Annotated in this window: 20 protein-coding genes and 1 tRNA gene; 8 read left to right on the top strand and 13 right to left on the bottom strand. The window is 42.2% G+C overall.

Features of this window, described 5'->3' with window-relative positions; all coding sequences use genetic code 11:
- The 8 genes from U1F02_RS10225 to U1F02_RS10190 form a co-directional block, all read right to left on the bottom strand.
- A partial coding sequence (locus tag U1F02_RS10225) for an oligosaccharide flippase family protein (protein ID WP_409990283.1) occupies nt 1–690 on the bottom strand: 690 nt, incomplete at its 3' end.
- 48 nt (nt 691–738) lie between these two features.
- Nucleotides 739–1818, bottom strand: coding sequence for a GNAT family N-acetyltransferase (locus U1F02_RS10220; RefSeq protein WP_409990282.1), 1080 nt, complete (start codon nt 1816–1818; stop codon nt 739–741).
- Nucleotides 1819–1831: 13 nt separating this feature from the next.
- On the bottom strand, nt 1832–4516 hold the full coding sequence (locus tag U1F02_RS10215; RefSeq protein ID WP_409990281.1) for a tetratricopeptide repeat protein: 2685 nt from the start codon (nt 4514–4516) through the stop codon (nt 1832–1834).
- Between the two features lie 23 nt (nt 4517–4539).
- Nucleotides 4540–5853, bottom strand: a complete 1314-nt coding sequence (locus tag U1F02_RS10210) for a hypothetical protein (RefSeq protein WP_409990280.1) — start codon at nt 5851–5853, stop codon at nt 4540–4542.
- Nucleotides 5854–5883: 30 nt separating this feature from the next.
- A complete protein-coding gene (locus U1F02_RS10205; protein ID WP_409990279.1) occupies nt 5884–6669 on the bottom strand; it encodes a CpsD/CapB family tyrosine-protein kinase in 786 nt (261 codons plus the stop codon).
- A gap of 9 nt (nt 6670–6678) precedes the next feature.
- Nucleotides 6679–8193, bottom strand: coding sequence for an XrtA system polysaccharide chain length determinant (locus U1F02_RS10200; RefSeq protein WP_409990278.1), 1515 nt, complete (start codon nt 8191–8193; stop codon nt 6679–6681).
- 14 nt (nt 8194–8207) lie between these two features.
- The gene (locus U1F02_RS10195) at nt 8208–8822 is read right to left on the bottom strand and encodes an XrtA/PEP-CTERM system exopolysaccharide export protein (protein WP_409990277.1); all 615 of its coding nucleotides are present in this window, start codon (nt 8820–8822) and stop codon (nt 8208–8210) included.
- 24 nt (nt 8823–8846) lie between these two features.
- Nucleotides 8847–10280, bottom strand: a complete 1434-nt coding sequence (locus U1F02_RS10190; RefSeq protein WP_409990276.1) for a TIGR03013 family XrtA/PEP-CTERM system glycosyltransferase — start codon at nt 10278–10280, stop codon at nt 8847–8849.
- A gap of 236 nt (nt 10281–10516) precedes the next feature.
- On the opposite strand from U1F02_RS10190, the gene tviB reads away from it, so the two are divergent.
- The 4 genes from tviB (at nt 10517) to U1F02_RS10170 (ending at nt 13875) form a co-directional block, all read left to right on the top strand.
- Nucleotides 10517–11791 carry a Vi polysaccharide biosynthesis UDP-N-acetylglucosamine C-6 dehydrogenase TviB gene (gene tviB, locus U1F02_RS10185; protein ID WP_409990275.1) on the top strand — a complete coding sequence of 425 codons (1275 nt, stop codon included), beginning with the start codon at nt 10517–10519 and terminating at the stop codon, nt 11789–11791.
- Nucleotides 11792–11806: 15 nt separating this feature from the next.
- The gene (locus U1F02_RS10180) at nt 11807–12814 is read left to right on the top strand and encodes an NAD-dependent epimerase (RefSeq protein WP_409990274.1); all 1008 of its coding nucleotides are present in this window, start codon (nt 11807–11809) and stop codon (nt 12812–12814) included.
- Nucleotides 12815–12838: 24 nt separating this feature from the next.
- On the top strand, nt 12839–13735 hold the full coding sequence (locus U1F02_RS10175; protein ID WP_409990273.1) for an XrtA system polysaccharide deacetylase: 897 nt from the start codon (nt 12839–12841) through the stop codon (nt 13733–13735).
- A 63-nt stretch (nt 13736–13798) separates the two neighbouring features.
- Nucleotides 13799–13875 (top strand) — tRNA-Arg (locus U1F02_RS10170).
- A 313-nt stretch (nt 13876–14188) separates the two neighbouring features.
- Here the strand turns inward: U1F02_RS10170 and U1F02_RS10165 are convergent.
- Entirely contained in the window at nt 14189–14407 is a 219-nt protein-coding gene (locus U1F02_RS10165) for a helix-turn-helix domain-containing protein (protein ID WP_409990272.1), read from the bottom strand.
- A 130-nt stretch (nt 14408–14537) separates the two neighbouring features.
- Between U1F02_RS10165 and U1F02_RS10160 the strand changes: the two genes are divergently transcribed.
- From U1F02_RS10160 to U1F02_RS10145, 4 genes are all read left to right on the top strand, one after another.
- Nucleotides 14538–14753 (top strand): hypothetical protein, encoded by a 216-nt coding sequence (locus tag U1F02_RS10160; protein WP_409990271.1) that lies wholly within the window; start codon nt 14538–14540, stop codon nt 14751–14753.
- 8 nt (nt 14754–14761) lie between these two features.
- Nucleotides 14762–15943 carry an Arm DNA-binding domain-containing protein gene (locus tag U1F02_RS10155; protein ID WP_409990270.1) on the top strand — a complete coding sequence of 394 codons (1182 nt, stop codon included), beginning with the start codon at nt 14762–14764 and terminating at the stop codon, nt 15941–15943.
- Between the two features lie 3 nt (nt 15944–15946).
- A complete protein-coding gene (locus tag U1F02_RS10150; RefSeq protein ID WP_409990269.1) occupies nt 15947–16228 on the top strand; it encodes a hypothetical protein in 282 nt (93 codons plus the stop codon).
- A gap of 97 nt (nt 16229–16325) precedes the next feature.
- Nucleotides 16326–16688 carry a helix-turn-helix transcriptional regulator gene (locus U1F02_RS10145; RefSeq protein WP_409990268.1) on the top strand — a complete coding sequence of 121 codons (363 nt, stop codon included), beginning with the start codon at nt 16326–16328 and terminating at the stop codon, nt 16686–16688.
- Here U1F02_RS10145 and U1F02_RS10140 read toward each other — a convergent pair.
- The 4 genes from U1F02_RS10140 to U1F02_RS10125 form a co-directional block, all read right to left on the bottom strand.
- The gene (locus U1F02_RS10140; protein ID WP_409990267.1) at nt 16656–19730 is read right to left on the bottom strand and encodes a tyrosine-type recombinase/integrase; all 3075 of its coding nucleotides are present in this window, start codon (nt 19728–19730) and stop codon (nt 16656–16658) included. The genes U1F02_RS10145 and U1F02_RS10140 overlap by 33 nt on opposite strands.
- Nucleotide 19731: 1 nt before the next feature.
- Nucleotides 19732–21951, bottom strand: coding sequence for a hypothetical protein (locus U1F02_RS10135; protein WP_409990266.1), 2220 nt, complete (start codon nt 21949–21951; stop codon nt 19732–19734).
- Nucleotides 21938–22477, bottom strand: a complete 540-nt coding sequence (locus U1F02_RS10130; RefSeq protein WP_409990265.1) for a hypothetical protein — start codon at nt 22475–22477, stop codon at nt 21938–21940. The genes U1F02_RS10135 and U1F02_RS10130 overlap by 14 nt, the downstream gene beginning before the upstream one ends.
- Before the next feature lie 460 nt (nt 22478–22937).
- Nucleotides 22938–23861 carry a sugar kinase gene (locus tag U1F02_RS10125; RefSeq protein ID WP_409990264.1) on the bottom strand — a complete coding sequence of 308 codons (924 nt, stop codon included), beginning with the start codon at nt 23859–23861 and terminating at the stop codon, nt 22938–22940.
- Nucleotides 23862–23863: the final 2 nt, after the last annotated feature.

Genomic DNA, 23863 nt, shown 5'->3' with positions numbered 1-23863 from the left:
AAAATGGAACATTTCCTTCGTTGTGGTCAGGTTGACATTTTCACGACTATATTCAATTTGTCGAAACAAACTATTACAATAGTAAATATAGAATATGGTACTCGCGATACTTGTTAAAAAATAAATGCTAACCATTGCAATCAAACTGTAGCCGGCTTTCAATAGCAACACTACGAGCGCAACATCAACCAGCGTTTTACAAATAGACACGATGGCGGTTGTGTCATAACGCATATACGCATTTAAAATTCCTGGGAAAGCTTTCGATGGAAACTCAAATGCTAAGGCCATTCCTGTGATAATAATTAAAATTTGAACAAGTCTTAAGTCTTCTTGATCTTTTACGAAATATTGTGCAGCGAAACCTGCGATCAAAAATGCTATTAACACAATTACGCCAGCTAAAGCACTATATATTGCTAACGAAGTGTTAATAACTTTGTTTGCACCAACATAATCTTGTTGATGAATACATTTAGCGACGTAGCGTGTCACTGCCTGCGAAAACCCCATATCCAATAAATAATAAGCACCCGCAATGCTGCCAATACTTACCCACAAACCATAAAGATGATTACCTAGGTTATTAATAAGAAATGGCATCATGAAAAAACCAGCGAGAATGCCAACAATTGTTTTGATTACGTTGAGGCTTGCACCCCTAAGAATTAACTTGCCAGTGGAACTCATTTGGTTCTCTTTCAAAATCGTGATTAAAAATTTTCAGCAGCAGGATAATTATTGATTACTGAATAGCTCATACAGATTTCTTGCAGTTTTCATATAAGAACGCTGCAATGAAATGGTTTTAATTTGGGTGAAGCTATTGGCAATATTCGCTTTGTAATTAGCGTTCTTTCCACAGCCCGCCATAAAATCATAAACTTGGTTATTTTTCACAGCAGATTCAATTGAATAACCCAAATGCAAAGCACCGAGTGCTATTTTGGGGTAGCGGTTTTCTGCGAACCCAGATTGGAAATTGTAACGTTTCCCTAGCCATACTATGTCAAATATTACTGATACTACTTCTCCGTTCACTAAAAGGGCTTCCATAATAGGTTGCCCGCCAAGCAGCAATAGTCGCTCTTGAAAATTCCGCATAAAATCTTGCGAATCTTGCGAATAACACGGCTTTCCCCATCGACGAATATGAAACTCGTTTAATAACCTGAAGAATGCGACACACTCATGTAACGAGTACTGTCTTTGTTCAATTTCGCCGTGAGACATTAAACGCTCGCGACGGTTAAAATACTTGAGCCGAGTGCTACCCCCCAAAGACGCTAAATAATGATCAAAGTTTTCAGCACATACGTGATAAGCCGGTTCGGTCTTCCGCACATAAACACTTGCACCTAGGTTCTTGGCCAACTCCTCCGTCAAGCTTTTGTTATACGAGTCGTCGATATAATCTTGCAATAGAAATTCTTGCCAATTGATATATGCCAGATTTTTTCCCAAAGAATCTGTAGCCCCATACAAAGAAGCTAACGCCTGAATATCATTATATTCAGACCTTGGTGTTGAAACGCTAGAACAGCCCACACCCGCCAAATGAAGGCGAGTGACCGGAAGGATTTTTTTGACGAACGTTTTTTCCACATATACATGCTCGAGCGGATTTTTCCTTCCGCCTAAATCTATCAGCTCAATATTCGGATTACTGCCCCAAATATCTATCCAAGCCTGAACCCAAGCCTCAGTCCTAAACACACTTGGTGATCTGCTTAATGAGTTGTTATCCACATTCAGGTGCCATTTTTTCGAGCCAGCTGAAATAAAAATGGCTCCAATTGCGGAGCCATTTTTGCTCATATTAATTTACGTGTTACTTTTTAACTTTAGCTGCCTTTAAATGCTCGGCAATTTCCTTGTTGTCTTTTGCCAGCGCTGCAGCTCGCTCAAGAACTTCTACACCCTCAGCTATTTGACCATTTTCAACGAGAATCCAACCATAGGTGTCCAAAACTTCACCTGAGTTAGGGGCTAACTGTGCAGCCTTTTTTGCTAATTCGATTGCGCGTGAATTTTTTCTTTCGTAATACATCCACGCCAAATTGTTTAATGCGATAGGTGAGTTTGGCTCAATTTCAATCGCTTTTTCATACCACTTCATAGCTTCATCTGCTTTTTTATCATTCTGGGCATTTACCGCTTGCAGAAGTGCAGCACGATAGCTCTTAGGTAACTTCTTGCTCCAATCATTCAAATGAGCAATAGCTTCAGCTTTTTGTTGGTTTTTATCGTAATAATTGAGCAGCATTTCACCAACAAGCTCTGAGGGTTGCAATGCCCAGGATTTACGATACAAATCCAAACCTTCTTCTTTTTTATCTTCCGCAAAACGTATTACGCCCTGAAGATAGAGTCGGACATATTCGTTTTCAGCAGTGCGTGCAAATTGATCTAACAATTTTTGTGCTTCGGGAATGTTTTTCTGATTAATTTCCAGTTGTATAAGGCTGGACAAATATTGAGGGTTTTCGGGAAAAAAGTTAAGCGCCTTCAGCATGGAGGTCTTTGCTTCTGCCGGCTTATTTTGCGCTAGCAATTGCAGGCCATTAGTATGGTACATATTTGCTGCCAATTGCTTAACGTTTTCTGCTCTTCCGCTACGCTCAAGAGCATGCTCAATATATTTTACAGCTTCAGAAGTTTGCTGCTGCTCCTGAAGAATCTGTGCGAGCACCGCGGATGGTTGCCACTTGTCAGCCTTTGCATCTAGATCTGTTAAAAAAGATACTGCTTCCGGTGTACGTTTTAATTCACGCATTAAGGCATACCATTTTGCGTAGACCGGTATTTGTGTAGGGTCTTCTTTTAATAGCGTTTGCCAAGTGTTAATCGCTTTTTGCGGTTGATTTTGCATTTGATAGAGTTCAGCCAAGCCAGTAAACGCCATAACTCTTTCATTGTTATCTTTTACAGACAAAGCTTTTTCAAATGCAACCTGTGCACCAACATAATCTTTAATAACTAATTTGTACCACCCTTCAATGAAAGCCGAACGACCAGAGCCGGGATTGTCTTTTTGGAAGTTTGCAATTTCCGATTTCAACTCTTCATTCTTGCCCGCTTGCATTAGTGCCTTGAAATATGACTCTTGAACAACAAAATCAATGGGAGCTGCACGATAAGCAGTCCGCAATTGCGCTAGTCCTTGCTCATCATTCTTCATCGCGTAATGCCGCTTTGCCAATGCAAGGCGCAATCTATGTTTTTCCGGACTAATTGCCAAACTCTTTTCAAGTGCTTTTTGGCCTTCATCACTCGTTGGGTCCACATCCAACAAGGCAAGACCGTATGTTGCCAAAATATCAGCATTATTAGGTTGGCCTTCAACAGCTTTTTTGAGCATATCAATTGCTTCATCGGTTCTCTTGACGCGAAACTTTGCCAAGGCAGCCGTTTGGATTAAAGTCGATGACGCCGTTTCTGTGTCTATATATTTGTCGAACAATTCAATAGCTTGTTCGTCTTGTCCTCGTTGAAACTGCACTAGGCCGAGAAGCATTGCACTATTCTTATCTTGCGGAAATTGATCTCTGATTTCTTCCAAGAGCTTTTCTGCATCGGAAAATTTTCCCTGACGGTACAATTCCATAGCATCGCTATATTTTTGCTGAGCTGCTTTACCTTCGGGATTCGCGTCAGCCAATATTTTTTGGTATCTATATGCCTCACTGGTTCTGCCTTGCAGAATCAACACTTCAGTCAACTGTGTCAAAACAATACGGCGCTCAAGTGTCATTACATCTGTATTCGGTAACAAGCCAAGTGCTTTGGTGAAAAAGTCTTCAGCTTTAGCTTGCTCATTATTTTGAAGCGCGAAGTTTCCTAAGAGAAGATATGTTTTTGCGTTCAAATTGTTACTTTTGGCCAGAAGATCGAGCTTTGCCGCAGCGGCCTCTTTTTGGCCTTGAGAAATCAAATATTCTGATTCGATTACTAATACGTCATTTTCATTGTTGGGTAACTTTTTGAGCTCCGCGAGCGACTTTTCATAGGCCTGCTTATCGCCTAAACGTACATAACTTTGACATAAATAGGTTAACCGCCGAATGATTTGCTCGGGTTGACTAGATTCAGGCACATAGGAACTTAAAACATTTATGACCGAACGGTATTTATTGTTATTTAAGTAGCTCTCTGCGAGATCCAGCGAAACTTCAGGTAATTTTTTCTGTATAGGCTCAAGTGTTTTTTGTGCTGAATCAAAAGAGCCTAAAGCATTATAGATTTTGCCTAACATAACAAAGCCGTTTGCATTGTTTGGATCATTCTGTACGGCATTTCTAGCCTCTAGCATGGCAGCGTGAAATTGGCCCTGACCAAAATATGTAGCCGCTGAGGTCACGTGTCTCGCAGCGGCTTCTTTATCTACGCCTTTTTTATCGCTGCAGCCGACCGCACTTAAGCCAACCGCCAAACTGAAAATGATGAGCAATCTTTTAAAATAATCTTTAAGTTCCATGTTTTTCTTCTTTACACCATAGTCATATATTTTATTCATTTTCTCTCAGCACCAAATTTTTTCTATTTGAAATCGTAAGTAACTTTTACGCCAGCGATGTTTTCTTTGTAATTCTGCGAACTTATTTTCGATGACCTTTTTTCCTGCTGTGCATAAAGCTCTAGCTGAAAACCGCCCATTAAATCGTGACCTAAACTAATTCTTGTGATATCGGCATCAAAACCTGCTCGGACTGCAGTGTCCGAGAACTTTCGCTCACGATGACTTGTAGACAATTTGACGGAGGATGCGCGCGAAAGCTTATAAGACAAGTGGGCACTTAAGCTGTACTCGTCACCATCCTCCCTAAGATCTTTGTAGTCCTGTTTCATTTGACTAGCATTTACACCAAAGCTGCATCGCTCACATATGGCTTCCGTGGTCCAAGCCAAGGTTGCATTGCGCAAATTAATTAAATCCAAACCAACACCCTTGGAAGATGGAACACTCGCCCCCGGGCTAAAATTATCCAAAGAACCAGCTCCACCGATTGACGAAGAATCCGTTATAGTTTGAGACAGAGATAAAGAAAATATATTGAAGCCGGAATCATAAGAAGATTCAAATTGATATACTGGACTTGCAAAATCCTTGTTCGATGATTCAGAGATTGCCTTGTTATAGCCGACTCTCAATGAGTATTTGAGCCGTTTAAGTGCTACGCCGTATCCGGCACTTGCTGTCTGCAATTTATAGTTAGCAGAGGAAACCTTATCAAAAGTCGTTTCAATTTGTTGAAGATCTACTTGGAACTGATCAGTTTTACTAATCCCATGAATCCAAGCAAGTTGGCCACCTTGTTGCTCAGACTGTCTGAACTCATCCTCTTTGTAAGATATATCCGTGTAACTTCCCATAATCATAAGCGCATCAGCATCGCCTATTCTTGCCTTGACAGATGGAGCAACACTTACAATATCTCGAGTGTCTCGATTGCTGGTAAGGTCGATTGCATCGGGAGCATTTAGCATTGCTCTACGATCATGGCTAAGGGTCAAACCTAAAGGATAAAAATCATTTCCGAATATTAACTGAGTGCGCCCTTCGAATTCTGTAAGATTGGGCTGGGAATCACGCTCAAAAGTTTCTCGTTGTAGACGGTAGTTTGAAGAAAGGTTACTCCAGTCGTTGTTATAGCGAATGCCTGCTAACGCTGTATACAATCCCTGCCTCTCGCTGAACCGTGGCTCTTGGTCCGAGACAAGCGTGGCGTTATCTGAATTACCGTAATCTGCTGAAATCTTGAGATTAAAGAAATCTTGCTTTTCAGCTAATGCCTGCGCGCATGCGGCGGGCAGCAAAGCTATAGAGCACACGAATAATTTAGCAGATCTCATTTTCACCATCCTTCATGAATCAGCAAACATTTAATTGTTGAAGACTAGGCCTGCAAATTTGTCTTTGCCCACAGCATCCACACCCGCAAGAACTTCATCAGTGACGGCCTTCCCGAAGGGAACAACCAACACCGCATGATCACAGTATTGCGCAAGAATTCGCGCTTCTGTCGATTGCTGAATTGCCGGAGCATCCAAAACGATGAATCTATCTGGATAGCGATTTTTTATTTCCTGAACTAACACTTCCATGCGCTTGGAGTTAAAAAATTCCGCCGCAGACTCACTTGATCCGCCGGAAGGAATTACTCTAAGACGCTCAATGCCACTTGGATAGATAATACGTTTTAGAGGAATGGAGAAGTCAGTGAGGTAATGAGTGAGCCCCATTTCCACAGGCGTTACGACAAAGCGTTCCGCTGATGAAGAATAAGGATTACAGTCTACATATAGCGCCGTTTTTTGTTGATCTAACGCAAACGTGGCAGCTAAATTGAAACCTACAAAACTCGAACCACCCTCATTGCTGACCGAGGCAACCAATACTACGATGTTATCTGATTTGCTTTTTTGTAACAGTTTTATACGTATTTCACGAAATGCGTTTAACAAATCGCGCTGGCGCATACCCGTGAAAACAACCTTCTTCTCGTATAGTTCGTCTTGAGTCCACAAAGCAGGTATCGCCATATTTTTAATCTGCTCGCGTTTGCGATGTTCCTGTACAGCTGCCTGCACTGGGTTAGCGGTGTTTTCTACCAACTCGTCATCAATGCTTTCAATCAATTGTCTTAGATTTTGATCTTTGTTATCCATACCGTCACCTTAACCGTGTAGGACTTGCCAGTAGACGGCAAGCGTTACATATAGAATCATACCAACGCCTGCTATTGCGAAAATCGAAATCATATCGCGCTTCAATAGTCGCTCACCTATAGGCGAGTTGTAGTGTGGAATAACTCCTAGCATTTCGATTTCAGGTGGCAATTGCTTTTGTAAGGCTCTTGCTGAACGCAGATGTGGATCTAAAATCACATAGGCTATGACGAGCAAAACAGGCACCAATACACCTAGTATTGGTCCCAAAATGGCAAAAATAATAAATCCGATTCCAACGGGCTTGAGCGGAAAAACGGCAGGCTCCTGGATGCGATAACTGATGCCTTGCCCTTCTTGATCGAGGGTCATAGAGATGCGTGCATTTTCCTTACGAGCCACTAAGTCGTTATACACCTTTTGGGTAACTTGATAATCACGTGTCAGTTCGGAATATTCGGCTTGATTAGCTGCAACACGCTCAGCACGGCTGCGCTCCAGTGCTTGCAACCCTAGCAGCGATTCCATCCTGCGACGCTGTGCTTTGAGATCAACATCAGCAACAGACAGCTGCTTACGAAGCTCTTCATAGAGAGGGTTAAGCGATTTTTCTGAGCCGCCGTATACTTCGCCTGATGATTTACGCTTTTCAATAATGGCATCAAGCTCAGCAATTTGTGCACGTATATTGACAATATCCGGATAACCTTCTTGATAAGTTGAAAGCAGACGCTCCAACTGCTCCGTTAAACTTTGTCTACGTAGCTTGATCTCATCAACCTGACCTTTTGCCTGCTGATATTGTCCCTCGCTACCCAATTGTTGCTGCAAGGTATTAACTCTTGCTTGTGATTCTTCAATTGTTATTTTAAGAGATTCAATATCCGACCGGAGCTGATTGATTCTCGCATTCACCGAGTCGCTATTTCCATCGACATTTTTTGAATTAAATTCTTTTAGTTTTTCTTCAGCCGTCTCCAACTGATGCTTATATGTTTGAACCTGTGCATCAATAAATTTGTATGCTCCCTGGCTTTCTTCATTTTTTCTTCTTTGGGTATCACGAATAAAAACATTTACGAACGCATTCAATGTTTCAAAGGAAACGTCTGGGTCATTTGCGTTGTAAGCAATTCTGAAATAATTACTTTTTTCAGGCTTAACTTCCAATCCAGATCGAATAGTCTTGATAATCCTATCTTGATCTTCAGGCGAGGTATCTTTGGTAATTAGCTTCAACTCCTTACCAACTGCTTCCATAATCCCGCGAGTATAGATCACCTCTCGCGCTTGCTCGGAACGGTCAACCTTAGTGACTTCCGCTTGGCCTTTCATCAAAGGCTCAATAATATTAGTTACATCAACTACCAACATTGCACTTGTTGCATAAGTTTTAGGCTTGAAAGCTCCAATCGCAAGAACCAAGAAACTCACGACAACAAATAAAGTGACCACCCAAAAGCGAAACTTAATAAGTTCCGCTTTGATTGCCCACAGCAAATCTCTTAAATAAACCTTGTCCATGAAAAATCTCTAGATTAAAAGGAACGTTCTGGAACGGTAACAATATCTGAAGGCTGAAGCGGATAGTTAGTTTCAACTTTTCCGTTTTCAATCAAATCTGACAAATAGATGGGATAGACTTTTGTTTCGCCGTTAACCTTACGATAAAGCTTAGCTTTATTTGCCGCAGCAAATTGATTCGGACCGCCAGCGAGCAATACAAGATCAAGCACGGTCATTCCATCACGATACGGCAATGACTGCGGACTATTGACCGCACCAGTAATTCTCACCCGCCGCTGAAAATCTGAACTGCTTGGGTTGGTAATAATAACCGTCACTTGCGGATTTCTAACAAAATTCTCAAGGCCTGCGACTATGTTATTGGAAAGCTGTGTTGCTGTAAGATTTGCAGCCATAATGTCGCCAATTAAAGGCAAGGATATCTTTCCATCTGGACGCACAGGAACGGACGTTGATAATTCGGGGTTTCGCCATACATTAATTTGGAGCGCGTCACCAACACCTATTCGATATTCTTCAAGCACTCCTCTATCACCAACAGCAGGTGCGACCACTTTCTTAGAGCTACTGCATGCAGCGAGCACTACACTGAAAAATACCAAACTCAACCACGCAAACTTTTTCATAAAGCGACTCCTTGATAAATCCAGTTAATGGACACCTTTGCCCAATAAAATAATTTCAACAGTCTGAATCATGATGAGCATATCCATCAGGAAGCTGTGATTTTTGGTGTAATATAAATCGTATTGCAGCTTATTCTTAGCGTCCTCAACAGAAGCTCCGTAGGGATACTTCAATTGCGCCCAGCCCATCAGACCCGGTTTTACTTTATGCCGAGTGTCATAAAATGGGATTTGTTGCGAGAGGTCGGTAACAAACTCGGGGCGCTCAGGGCGCGGCCCTACGAAGCTCATGCTGCCGGCGAGCACATTATAGAGCTGGGGTAATTCATCTAATCTAGTGTTGCGGATAAAGGCCCCCACTTTGGTAACACGAGAATCATTTTTCTGTGCCCACACGGCTCCATTTTTTTCAGCATCTTGACGCATGCTGCGAAACTTGTAGATACGAAAATGGCGTCCGTTCAACCCCACTCGAACCTGATGATACAGAATTGGCCCAGGGCTTTCTAACTTTACCGCTATAGCAGTCAATAACATAAACGGCCAAAGCACAAGGAAAAACGCTGAGGCAAGAATTAAGTCGAAAAGGCGCTTCGCCATAAGACGTCTTTTGGAGTATTTAAAACCGTCCGAATAAAGCATCCAGCTAGGTTGCAAGATGGTGATGTCAATTTTTCCCAACTCGCGCTCACAAAAACTTAAAGCATCGCAAGCGGGTATGCCGGCAAGCTTACAATCAAGGAAATCATTTAGGGGAAAAGCAGAGTCGCCCTGAGCGCGGCGACGTTCGTCAGGAGAAACAACGATTTCCGATATATGAGACTTTTTTACAAAATCCAGCCAATCATTAGGGTACGGCAGAATAATGTTCTCGTTAACATGCTCTTGTTCATTTGCATTTGGCACACACCCCACAACCTCAACACCCAAAACATTGATTTCTGGCTCAATTTCATCCATCAATTTTTTGGCCCGCACCCCAGCACCATAAATGACAACTCTGCGCTTAAGTTTGGCAGTATCGACAAACAGCATGAAAATTGTGCGAGCCACTATGACAGCAAGAGTGCTTAAAATTACGCCGAAAAAAATAAAGCCCTTAGGTAAAAAGTTCTGGGGCAGGATCAATTCTAGAAAATAGAGACTTAGACTTCCCAAAAAGAAAAAGCTGACTACGGTGCGCAAAACCATACTACGAAAGCCTTCACGCACCATCGCAAGGTATACCCCCATGGAAAGCGTGCAGCAGCTCAGCACGAGAGAGAAAACCAATAGCGGTGGCCACTCAAATGGAGCTAATCCCAAGGCATTCGCATCACCTGAGCCTGGCTTTAGAAAACTCTGCGATATCCATGCCGCAAGCACGAGCAAAACAGCTTCCACAATACCAAGGTATAAATAAGGAAGATGCACATAGTGTTTGTTGAGGCGTATATACGACAAATCCGGATCCTTCACGTACTAAGTTGTTGACTTTATTGGGTCATTAGATTTAAGACGAGGCAAAGCTCGGCATTATAACGAGTTTTGTTACAAACATTCGACCTCCAATCATCTAAATCTGCAAGGAACCCCGAAGTACTCGTTTTTTTTGCAGCAAATGGCATGTTCTTGGCTTTTTTTTTATAATTTTTTCGGGGTTTGTGGTAGTTTATCGTCCCTTCTGGATACCCTCCAATGTTAAGGAATTAGTTATGTTCGCCAGCAATCCCAAGGTTTGCATCATTGGCTTAGGCTATGTGGGCCTGCCTCTCGCGGTTGAATTTGGTAAGCAAATTAGAACCATCGGTTTCGACATCAATCAGTCTCGTGTAGATGCCCTAGGTCAGGGCGTGGATCACACCCTCGAATTAAATGCCGAAGAACTGGCCGCCGCCTCGCTATTGAGTTACACCACTCAAGAAGCAGATATTAAAGGTGCGGATGTCTACATAGTTACAGTCCCCACCCCCATCAACGACAGCAAGCAACCCGACCTGACCCCACTTGAAAAGGCCTCAGCACTCTTGGGCAGGGTCATCGGCAAGAACGCAATAGTCGTCTTCGAATCGACCGTTTACCCGGGATGCACCGAAGAAGTGTGCGTCCCCATCATTGAGAAAATCTCAGGCTTGGTGTTTAACAAGGATTTTTATGCGGGCTATAGCCCGGAGCGTATTAACCCCGGCGATAAACAGCATAGAGTTCACAACATCACTAAAATTACTTCGGGGTCTACCCCTGAAGTGGCCGAGTACGTTGACCAGCTCTATCGAAAAATTGTGGTAGTAGGTACACACAAAGCCAGCAGCATTAAAGTTGCTGAAGCAGCAAAGGTTATCGAGAACACTCAACGCGACATTAATATCGCCCTCATTAATGAACTCTCTCTCATATTCAAGCGCTTAAATATCGACACACTGGAAGTACTTGAAGCGGCGGGCACTAAATGGAACTTTTTGCCTTTCCGCCCGGGATTAGTCGGTGGACACTGTATTAGCGTCGACCCTTACTACCTCACACACAAGGCGCAACAAGTCGGTTATAACCCTGAGGTGATACTGGCTGGCCGTCGTATTAACGACAATATGGGCATTTTCATCGCCGAGTCAGTCGTCAAAATGATGACTCAACGCAAGTGCCACGTGGTTGATTCCAATATTTTAATTATGGGGCTGACCTTCAAAGAGAACTGCCCTGACCTACGCAATACCCGCGTTATCGACATCATTAACGAGCTGCGCAACTACAACGCCAACGTCAGTGTTTACGACCCATGGGCAGATGCCGCGGAAGCTCAGCACGAATACGGCTTGGATCTCATCAAAGAGCCGCAAGCGGGCAGCTACGATGCAATCATCCTATGCGTTGGCCACAACGCATTTCGTGAAATGGGCTCAGAAGCCATACGTGCGCTGGGTAAATCCAACCATGTACTTTTCGATGTAAAACATATTCTTCCCAAAGACGCCGTAGACGCGCGCTTGTAATTACAGGATTTATCAATGAAAGTTTTAATCACAGGAACTGCCGGTTTTATAGGATCAACCCTTGCCAAACGCCTGCTTGCTCGTGGCGATGAAGTAGTCGGTATCGACAACTTAAACGATTATTACGATGTGCAAATTAAGAAAGACCGCTTATCTTACCTGACTGCCAATAGCGGTTTTACTGATATTCGTTGCAACCTCGAAGACAAGGCCGCTATCGACAATGTGTTTAAAACCCACAAGCCAGACCGCGTCGTCAACCTTGCAGCGCAAGCAGGTGTGCGTTATTCATTGATTAATCCGCATGCTTATATAGACGCAAACATCACTGGATTCTTAAACATTCTGGAAGGCTGCCGTCATTTCGGTACAGAGAATTTGGTTTACGCGTCCAGCAGTTCTGTGTACGGCGCGAACACCGCAATGCCCTTCTCTGTTCACAATAATGTGGATCACCCTGTAAGCCTTTACGCAGCAAGCAAGAAAGCGAATGAGCTGATGGCTCACACTTACAGCCATCTCTTCAACATACCCACCACAGGTCTTCGTTTCTTTACGGTGTACGGCCCTTGGGGTCGCCCCGATATGGCGCTGTTCATTTTTACCAAGAAGATTCTGGCTGGCGAACCTATTGACGTATTTAACTACGGTAACCACCGCAGAGACTTCACATACATAGATGATATCGTGGAAGGAGTAACACGCACGCTGGACAAAGTCGCTCAGCCCAATTCAAATTGGTCCGGCGATAAGCCTGATCCAGCCACTTCAAAAGGTCCTTACCGTATCTACAACATCGGCAGTAACAACCCGGTAGAACTACTCCGTTACATCGAGGTTCTTGAAAACTGTTTGGGCAAGAAGGCAATTAAGAATTTATTGCCGCTCCAACCGGGCGATGTCCCCGATACCTACGCCAATGTCGATGCATTGATTGAAGACGTAGACTACCAGCCAAGCACCCCTATTGAAGTGGGCGTAGAAAACTTCGTGAAGTGGTACAGAGATTACTACAAGGTTTAACTCTCACGACACAAGGAGTTTCGCATGAGCCTAACCCATGCCATGACCGTCGATGTGGAAGACTACTTCCACGTCGCGGCATTTAATAAAGTCATCAAGCAAGAAGAATGGGATCAATGGCCTTGCCGTGTGGAAGCGAATACCCACAGACTTCTTCAGCTTTTTGCAGATGCCGATATCAAAATCACCTTCTTTATTTTGGGTTGGGTGGCCGAGCGATACCCCGAACTGGTCAAAACCATTCGCGCGCAAGGCCATGAAATTGCTTCGCACGGTTACAGCCATCAGCTAATTTACAAGCAAGACCAGAAGGTATTCCGCGAGGAAACCGGCAAATCCAAACAAATTCTGGAAGATTTAGGCCAAGCGCCGGTGGTCGGCTACCGCGCTGCCAGTTACTCAATCACCCGCAAATCATTGTGGGCGCTGGATACCTTGGCCGAACTTGGCTTTACGTGGGATTCAAGCATATTTCCGACGCGCCACGATAACTATGGTATTCCCGGCAGCCCTGAAGAGCCCTACAAAATCATCACTACCAATGGCGCCGTACTGACTGAATTCCCACTCACTACCGCAAAAGTATTTGGCCAATCGGTTCCGGCGGCAGGCGGTGGCTACTTCCGCCAATATCCCTATGCGCTATCGCGCTGGCTATTTGAGCGCGCGAGCCTCAATCAAACCAAACCGCAAATTTTTTACCTGCATCCTTGGGAAATCGACCCAGACCAACCACGCGTGCCTAACGCCAGCTGGTTTAGCAACTTCCGTCACTACACCAACCTAAAGCGCTGCCTGCCTCGTTTGGAACGCATGATTGAAGATTTCCAATTCGGCACCATCAGCCAAAGCTTGGGATCGGTAAACATCACCAAAACCCTTAACATCACAGATTTGGCAGAAGACCAGAAAGCAGCATAAATCAGCCACAATAAATAGACGCAAAGGCCGCGGATCAGTAGAATCGCGGCCTCTCATTTTTACGCACCTGTAGCTCAGTTGGATAGAGTAGCGGTTTCCGAAGCCGTTGGTCGCTGGTTCGAATCCAGTCAGGTGCGCCATATTTTTCAATGACTTAGCTCTCTTTTCCTCGCACTGATTTTTGCTCGGTGACCAAACGGTGACCATTTGGTGACCACGATTTTTTTGGCATGAGCAACACGCGTTCAAAAAACATCAAAAAATGACCAACGGCCTAAGTGCCCAAATTCACCGATTAATGACTATTAAGGCATCTATTCAGTGCCAGACCGTTATTTTAATGGCGAAACTCATGAGAATTAAAAACACACAAATACACCGTTGATCATTCATCAGTTTCACCACTCAAATGAGAGACTTAAAAGCGGTAGAAGCTTTGAGGGCAATTTAGCGTTAAATACCTTTGTCTGACGTGTCCGGCAACTCTAGCAACTCCCCTACCTCGCAACCTAAATAAAGGCAAAGCTGCTCCAGAACATCAAACTCAACGCGCACCGCAGTTTCTTGATAAAGCCGCGTAATCGTTCCTCTATTTATTCCTGTATCCCTAGCGACATCCGCAATCTTGAGTTTCTTCTCTCCCAAAATACGCGACAAATGGCATTTAATCATCTCTAAAAGACCTTTTTGATCTTTAGCAGAGCAAAATAGCTTGCAATAGATCTTTTGTGGGTTATTATGATCTTCAGGAGATCATTTTGATTCATGGACGCATCTTTTATTCTACAAGAGGCTTGAAGATATGTCACACACCTACCTTACCACTCAAGAACTGTCTGCTCGAATTAAGTATGACGCTCGCACGATTCGCGATTGCTTGAAGGACTCAGTGTTGCTGGAAGGGGTTCATTACATTCGCCCATTCGGTGGCCGTAAGATTCTTTATATTTGGGAAAAAATCGAAAACGATATGTTCCATGCACCCGCTATCAACACGCTCATGCTCGGTGTGATGTAGGAGGCTATATGGGAAGCATAAACACTAGAAATAATCGTTTAACGATTGATTTTCGTTATCTCGGGCAACGTTGCCGCGAGCAAACAAAATTAGACGATACACCAGCAAATCGTAAACGGCTGAAGCAAATTTTAGATCGGATAGAAGCCGAAATTACCCTAGGCACATTTAATTATGAGCAATATTTTCCAACATCAAGAAAGGTCATTGAGTTACGCGAACAGACGTTGGCAATAGCTGAACGCAAAGCTGGAGTGCCGCTAGTCGAGTCATTTGCGGAAAAATGGCTCCTAGAAAAAGAAATTGAGTGGCGTGAAAGCCACAAACGCACCCAACGTTGCATTGTGAATGTTCATCTAATTCCACGCTTTGGCAGAACTCCCATCAATGAATTAACACCATCCATGATTTTGGAGTTTCGTTCCGATTTAGCTAAATTGCCCGGAAAAAATGGAAAGATATCTAACACTCGCATCAATAAAATTTTAATGGTCTTACGGATGATTCTTACCGAGGCAGCAACGCGTTTTAGTTTTTCTTTACAGTGGCCTCAGATGAAACAGTTGCGTGTCGCACGGTCAGATATTGAACCTTTTACTCTAGAAGAAGTGCTTTTAATTCTAGAGAAGGTTCGTACTGACTTTAAAAATTATTACACGGTAAGATTTTTTAGCGGTATGCGCACGGGCGAAATTGATGGACTGGTTTGGCGCAATATTGACTTTGAACGCCGTCAAATTCAAGTACATCAAGCACTGGTACTTGGGAAAATTGTTCCAACAAAAACAGATGGCTCCTACCGCAGCATCGCAATGAGTCAAATGGTTTATGAGGCACTAAAAAAACAAGAAGAAACTAGCAAAAAACATTCAGTCTATGTCTTTTGCAACAACACAGGCGGCCCAGTCGACAACAAAAACATTTCAGCGCGCGTTTGGTATCCACTTCTGCGCCATTTAAATCTTGAAAAACGTCGCCCGTATCAAACCCGCCATACAGCTGCAACTTTATGGCTGGCCGCAGGCGAAAGCCCAGAATGGATCGCAAATCAAATGGGACACAGCACAACAGAAATGCTATTTCGCGTGTATTCACGATACGTACCCAACCTGACACGGCAAGATGGTTCAGCTTTTGAACGCTTGCTGGAAGAGCAAAGCAAAGTGCCAAAAACTTATACACAGGAGTAAAAAATGAATATCGACGTAATGCAACTTCTTAAGACAGAAAAGCAAAAAAGAACACAGATAAGGCTTTGTAAAAATATTGTAACGGCACTCATGCGCAAGATGTACATCAACCCGCTTGAATCAAATTTCGTCTTTTTAGTTGGGACAGGCATGGAAAACAATAACAATGATGCATTAACTAACTGGACCTTGGTGCAGCTTCAAAAAACTGACTTAGAGAATGGGACTAATAAATCAATTTTGGATCAACTTGAAAAAGCGCTTGGAAAACTTATTAACGAATGATTCAGCGAATTATCCGGGACAGAATGTGGGACGCGTTGGGACCCTTTAATTAAAGCATTTAAAGAAGCGAGCCAAACTCGAAAAGTGAGACAAAATCATGACACATTGGGACAACACTTGGCTCACCATGAGCCAAGCAGCAACGCTATTAAAATGCAGTAAAAAAACACTCTACCGCAGAATGGCGAAAAACTACTTAGATTATAAGCTAGGAGAAAATAACCGACGCTATATCAGTGCGAAGTGTGTGAAAAATCTATCCGCCAACTGCCAACACGTAACAACAAATAACGTCAATGTAAATTTTGATACCCTGCTCGCCGCCCTACAACTCCAACAACTGGAAATACTGCGCGACTTGATAGTGTTTTTGAAGCCTCATGAAGTCAAAGATATTTCATTAAAGACATATTGGCTGGATCAAATATCATGTATCGCTGACAGCCTCAGACAGTATTGAATAGTTCGGGCTGACATCATCGACTGACAACATTCTAATCGCTGTCATGTGCATAAAAAAACGCAATATCTGTGATGTATATTTTTCGAAGCCGTTATCTTTTGCAATCAGTGATGCCTCTTTAGGATGACGTAAATAGAGCGTACAAGACATGAAAACGTCTACAGCTTCGCGAATTGCGGCATAGTTTTTATCCGTCAAAATTGAATTGCTTGTACGTCCATTTGAAATCACCCGCCAATACTCTGGCTTTATTGCAGGCATGAAGCTATCCACGAATCGACAAAAAGCAGTCCTTTCCGTAAAACCAATACCTGTATTTGTAATAAGACTATGTCTTAAATAATACAGCAAAGCCCAGTGAATATTTTTCAATGCACCTTTATCATTTTTGACGCGATCTCTTAAATTGCATACCGTTTCCTCTAAATATTTTTCCTCTTCATGATCTGCAAGTGTAGCCGGTAATAACAAACCGCCAGATATCCTTTCGGTCTTTTCTTTAACCATTCTGAGACCACCCTCCCTAGTTTTTAAATTCGCGATTGCTCGTGCAACATCTACCCATCTTTGTATTTTTTCAGTAGGCCAATTGAACCGGATTGATAATGTCTCTATTGAAATATCCTGTTGATACTGCTCAAGCACTTTATAAGTAGTCATAATGTTAGTGGTTCGCCTAACACCAATACCCAAACTATTATTATCAATTGTTTCAGGCATCTGCTTTATGTCATTTAGAGGGAAAAGCGAAGTGACATGTTGATTGAGCGCTGAGTAGAAAACAACCTTGCTCCCATTATCTATAAATCTCCTAGTTACTTTTTTAGAACTATAGTTCAAGATATTTTTGCACAGCTCTTTAGACAAAGATGTCGTTTGAGTTGCAATTTTTAAGGATAAAATCCATTGGTTAAAATGCAAGTAGTTTCTAAAAGATGTACTTGGGCAGGCATGCCCAGCAAATTGCGCCAATGCCCAATACCGCTCAATTGCGCAACTAGGATGTGCAATAACTTTTTGTGACAATGCCGTTAACTGCCTAACATCTAGATTTGCCAACCGCGAAAGAATTTCATACTCACGCTCAACTAAAAACTGAAAATTTGATAGGCATGAGTGCCTAAAATGATGGAAGGTATGATTCAAGTGCGGGCACAGTGAACGCATAACACTATTGACGTATCTTGAAAGTTTTTGTTGATTAAATGGCTCCCGTGTAATTTCCTTGGCGGGAAAAAGTGGTTCGTCCACATAAATCGCTAATGCAGATCGCTCCCCGCACCAGTTATTAAATAGTTTAAACTCATCGGGATGCAACAGATAAAGGAGGGGGAGCTTACGCCGAGCAGATATGGATTTATTATTGCCTATTTTATTATTAACAATAAATATTGTTCGCACACTTGAGTCTTCAACATCACATAATCGTAATTTTACTAGCTCACCTACTCTAAGCCCTGTGCGATAGGCCAATATGACCATTAATTTAATCGAGGCCTTTTGACTTGCGTCCAATTGCTGATCATTAGCGATGGCCGCAAGTATGCGCATGTACAATTGATTACTTATATACCCCGCATTCACATACTGCGAAGATCTCGTGTGATGACACAACTCTTCTGTGAGCACCGGCCAATTATAGTGTTTCACCCCAAAATCATGCAGCTCCTGCAAGCACCGCGCCTTGTAATTACGCCGCTGGTCATTGGTAACAGCCTCTAAAATCGTGCGGTATATTTGAGCGAAATCGTTTTCATCCAATGATGCTAAATCTGCACTTTCGGTATGGAATACCCATTCACTCGTCACTTCTGAAAAGTAGCGTCGAACTGAACTGACTTTAAGCCCTCGTGTGGGATGTAGCATCTTCAAAAGCCACGCATGTAAGCAGTGTAGCGCCTCGCACCAATATTGGGTGTTGATTTGAGAAAGCGCCTCAATTACCGCCATCGAAGTAAGTTTTTTCTTGGTGTTTTTAACAACAAACGCAGAACGCAATTGATTTAATGACTGAACAATACTGACACTTGATGTATGTAGAGATTTTTTAGATGAATTTTTCGTGAAATCATTTTCGATATTTTCACGCAAGATCTCCAAATTTTCCTGCACTGCACCGTCCCCAACAAATTCACCCCAGTATGAAGACGGTAATTCTGCTGTCATGGTATTTCCGGCGGCAGCTTCATAAATTGCTGATGATATATCTGATACTTTTTCAGCATAAACAAGACCAGCCGAACACAACTTCTTTAACGTGGTGATTTTTTTGAATGTTATAAATCCATATTTTTTACAGAAATACGTGATATTTTTTAATATTGCTTTTTCAGTGGCGTTCTTTAAGAGCTTGCAAATACTTAGTTTGTGCTTAGAAGTGCTTAAGCATCTTAAAACACACAATGTAAATGCATCGGGGAAACAGCGATGTACTAAATAGCTGCCGTTATCATCACCAACGGTATGAATATTAACGGCATCAACTAATACATCTCTCAGAACGACAGCCTCACCCATTACCAATTGGGCTGTAAAATGTGGCTTTTCCCCCACGGATCTTAAAAAACTAATTAATACCTTGGACTGCCAAATTCCAGAATTAAATAAGCTAGCCAAAACCAAACAAACCAAAAGATCGTCTTCCGGCAACGAATCCAATGATCTGGCCTCAAGAAAATTCTGGAAACTATTAGCTAGCTCACCCGCTTCACGCGCAGCTAAAAACCAATTTTGTTGGCGTGTTTGATTATGACGACGTACTGCAATAGGAACTGCAGGCAAGGGCAAATTCCATCCGTTGTTTATATTGCCTGCATGTATGGTTTTCTCTAAGCGCTGCATAGCACGCCGGTAGTCCGTCGCGGTTAAATCTGTATTTTCAAGATCTTTTTTAAAACCTAGTACGGCAAACTCATACTTAGTTTCGTCAATATTTCCTGCCTTTAGAAAATTGAAGTGGTTAAAATACAATTCATCTATAAGCTCTGTTACTTGTCGTTCTTTTTCAATTTTCGCCTTATTTCGATTTTCCCGACTCATATTAACCAAGTCCTTTTATGCTGTTAATTTGTAGTTCTTTTGCAAGCCAGTTTAACGACGCCCTTATATGCCCCGATGACTCAGAGCTATAGGAGCTCCATCGCCCATGTGACTCTCGCCCAAAGTTTGCGTGCCCCATAAATGCATTAATCTGATCCTGCGAGTGATTTTTAACACTTAAATACTGCCTCAAAAAATGGCGCTGCCAATTGGCGGGAAGGCAATACATTTTTTCAAAATGAGCTTGGATCTTACCCGTACTCACCCCCTCCAAACGATCCAAATAAATCCAACTTAAAAAGAATACCCCTTTCTCACCTTCCAGTATTGCCTCAACCTGCTGAGATAGTAATTTGTCGATCGGCCTAAGCCACCTGGCAAGCTTTTCATAATGCGCAATTAAATTCTGATATTGTTCAACGACAACATCAGCAAGAGGGATTACCCTCGAAGATTGAGCACTACGATTATCTTTGTCACTTATCCACAAGGATTTGCTATAACAATCAAAATCTAAAATACTCTGAAATGGATTATTAACCGCTCTATGCGCTGAAAAAATAGAAAATATAAAATAGCACCGCCACAGAAATTTATTATGGAATTCCACTATGCTTTCTTTGGTGCGATTTTCAAGTACAACCTCTTCCCCTAAGACTTTAGTTGCAATAGATCTAACCTTTTCAAGAGAGAGCGTAATGCGACTCCCCAAAATTTTATTACTATCGACTATTTGAATAGGTGCCATCTCAACGCCAGATAGGCGCCCCAATGTATCTAAATAATTTTTATGAATCTCTCGAAGAATAAATTCTGACGTGGAATAGTAATACAAGCTCGCGTATTCTTGAGGCGTTCCACCTATAATCCATAAAATATTGCTTTCCGATACGCCTGTGCGACGCAACCATTCAAACGCAACATTCGATATCGCAGTTTTTGTAAAGCGAATATTTTCATGAATATTTAATGCCTTAATTGCTGACTCAACAGCAGCCATGAGGTCAGTATTTTTATACGCCATCTTATATTCCTTTAAACTTACGATATCATTTAGCCACATCGGCAGAGGCAATAGCAAACTATCACCTATATCTGACAGATTCAGATCCTCATACAACGATGACTTTATAATAGGGAAGCGCATTGTATATTTTATTGCACACAATTTTTTTGGCTGCCAAAGCACATCATTCATTAGCTCATCTTTTTTGCGAAATAATATGTTTATAGCCGTTTTAGCATCTCTACCAAAAAACAACATTATTGCGATAACAACATAGGCAATATTTTTTCGCTCGACCTCCTGATAAATTTTTTCAACCAAGAATTTTACTTCATCCTTTGTTAAACCACCGTAGCGTGCAGGAGGAAGAATTTCTCGCATCGAAAAATCGTTAGCTATTGCTTTTGCTTGAGTACTCTTTAGTGCTCTATCGCGATCAATCTGAGAGCTTTTAATTGGTTCGATGTTTATCAATTTCCTGACTTGATCAATCTGTATACCGGTTCTTTCTTGTTGATTATCTCTGGCTACTTCACAGATATTACTTACCCGAAAATCATCATCCATGATCCTATTAGCTGATTTAATAATCTTTAACATTTTTGAAACAGATGATTTTTTTCTTTTACCCTCACTTTTTTCCTTTGGGTTAATTAGCTCATCTACAAGTTGAATTAACCGCATTATACGGTTAATGCGAATCCCTCTAAATTTTTCAAGATCTTGAAATTCATTAAGCTTATTTTTAAATCCTGAAAACCCAGTTTCTTCCCTACTAAAATATTTCCAAAATTTCGCACGATGCGGACTAACAGCCATCAGGCGCACCTCCCTAGCAGCCTCACCTACAATGTTTGCGCCATTTTTGTCATTTATAATTTTAGAGGCCCAATACACAAACGCCTGTAACTGCTGAAAATCTAAATGCTCAATACTAATCCGCTGTATTTTTGTTGCTAACATTGCTGGGACCAATGTTTTTTCGATGATTTCTCGGTCTTGCATATGCGCCAGCATCCCATCTCTATTAACATGAGAACCAGTAGAGCTATCAAGCTCAGCGCAAGCCAAATCGATATCTGAAAACTGCTTGTGCATGTCATTTATAAGGGAATCCGCTGATACAATGTACTCGCCATAGTTTATGAGGGTAAATCTCATATTTTCTGGCAACAATGAAAATCCATATAGCTCTTCGAAATTATTTGCTTTCATGTTTTTTAAAATTCCTCATCTGATGACGAACTGCATCTCTTGTTTTCCCCGAAATTTTTGCTATTGACCGTATATGCGAAATTTCTTCTGCATATTTTTTATCCAACCAGTTATCACCTATTATTTTTTCTGCGCTTAATACGCTAGCCAAACCGATTTTTGAGTCAAGCTGAAAGCAAAGTGGTTGCCACAACTCAGAAGCCTCGATTAATTCAATTAGCTCCTCACTCGGCGATTCAATTTCATAAATTGGAACAGACTCAATCAGATTTTCATTTGCCAAAAACAAACTAAAGAGACCACCCAAAACGTCCCAACCACCCTCCCGCTTCACCGTAAGCACCGGATTCTTAATGGCAATGACTGATAGCAATTCTTTTGGCCAAGCCGATAGGCCCTCTAAACCCACTTGAAATTTCAGCTGACAATAGGATTCGTATAATTTTTCATTATGGTAGCTAGCGGCTGCGCTGAATCGATTCGCATCCACCAGTTTTACTCTGATTTTTAATTCATTAATTTCCACAACGTTACCACTAAATAACTAAATTCAATTTTCACAACCACGCTTATATATTTTCAAAAGCAAAAGCATATTTTTTGTGGCTCAAACACGGCTCAGTTTTAATTCATAAATAGATAGGCATGCATCCGAGCACGTAGCTTAATTGACGCCATAAGAATGAAGGAATGACAATTCAGGGCAAAAAAAGCAATGCTAAAATAGCCGGTGAATTTTTGACGGATTTATAGCGTAGGTAACGCTTAGATGTTACGAGCTAAGCTCGCATGCAAAACAATAAAAACTGCTTTGCTTTTTTGGCTTTCACCAGATGTGTTTACGCGCGACGCATAAACTATTTGAATGCTAATTCAACTGCACGGCTAGCTACCGCACCCCAGCTTTTCGAGGCCACTGAAATCTACATCAAATTTTCAACTTGTTCAACCCCCGATATTGATACAAGCACTCAACTATATATCGGTTAGCTTGAAACAAGCTTCCCTTGTATCTTTGCTATAGCAATATTCGCGATAGTGCCTGAGTTAAACTCAATTGCATCGTCCACAATTCCGTCCGAGAAAATGATTCCGCCTTCAGCCATACGCGATGTAAGTGAAAAATGTTGTGATGGTTCAATCTTGCCAAACACCAACGATGTACCAGTGGTCTGTGATGGGAACGGTTCACGCACGCAATAACATAGCTGACGAGAATCCCATGGCATTTCGTATTGTTGATGTGATTGCGACTTAGAGATAGCTGTTGCGCCGGTCACCAAGCTGCGCAACCAACCTGTAGAACCAAGGCCGGTCGATATCAACACACCCGATGAAGATTGCACTTCACGTTGCCCGTTGTATTCCAATTCGTAGCGCGCGGATATTGGTAGTTTGGGGCCGATATATAAATCATTCACAGCCAGCAAAGTTTGGCCATCGTTCAATTCTGCTTGCGCCATGGTCACAGCTTTTGCCGAGAAGCGGTTATTTAGCACGGCATTCAATATGGTATTTATATCAGCCAACTTAAATGGTAACAGCTTACCATCAAACCTCTGCGGTGCAGGATTGATAGCGATTAACGGCTGGCCTTTTAGATATTTCAGCGTATTTGCCACTAATCCATCCTGACCAGCAACTACGACAAGATCATCTGGACCAAACAAAAAGTTAGGTAAAAAGCTGCGCTCTAATACTTGCACGCGTCCATAAATTTTTAGGACACTTTCAATTTCAGAGAGGGCGAGTTTTAGCTCGCGATCTTCATCTAGATAATCCGCAAAATTATCGCCACGGCTTTTGATATAGAAACCCGCTTGATCACGGGTATTATGCCTGCGTATCAAACCATCCAACCGCGTTTCGCGGTGGATGAGAATAATTTTTCGTTCAGATAAGCGCTCCATGA

Source organism: Cellvibrio sp. (genome assembly GCF_046347455.1).
In the GTDB taxonomy this organism is placed as follows: domain Bacteria; phylum Pseudomonadota; class Gammaproteobacteria; order Pseudomonadales; family Cellvibrionaceae; genus Cellvibrio.
This window is presented reverse-complemented; position numbering and strand designations above follow the sequence as displayed.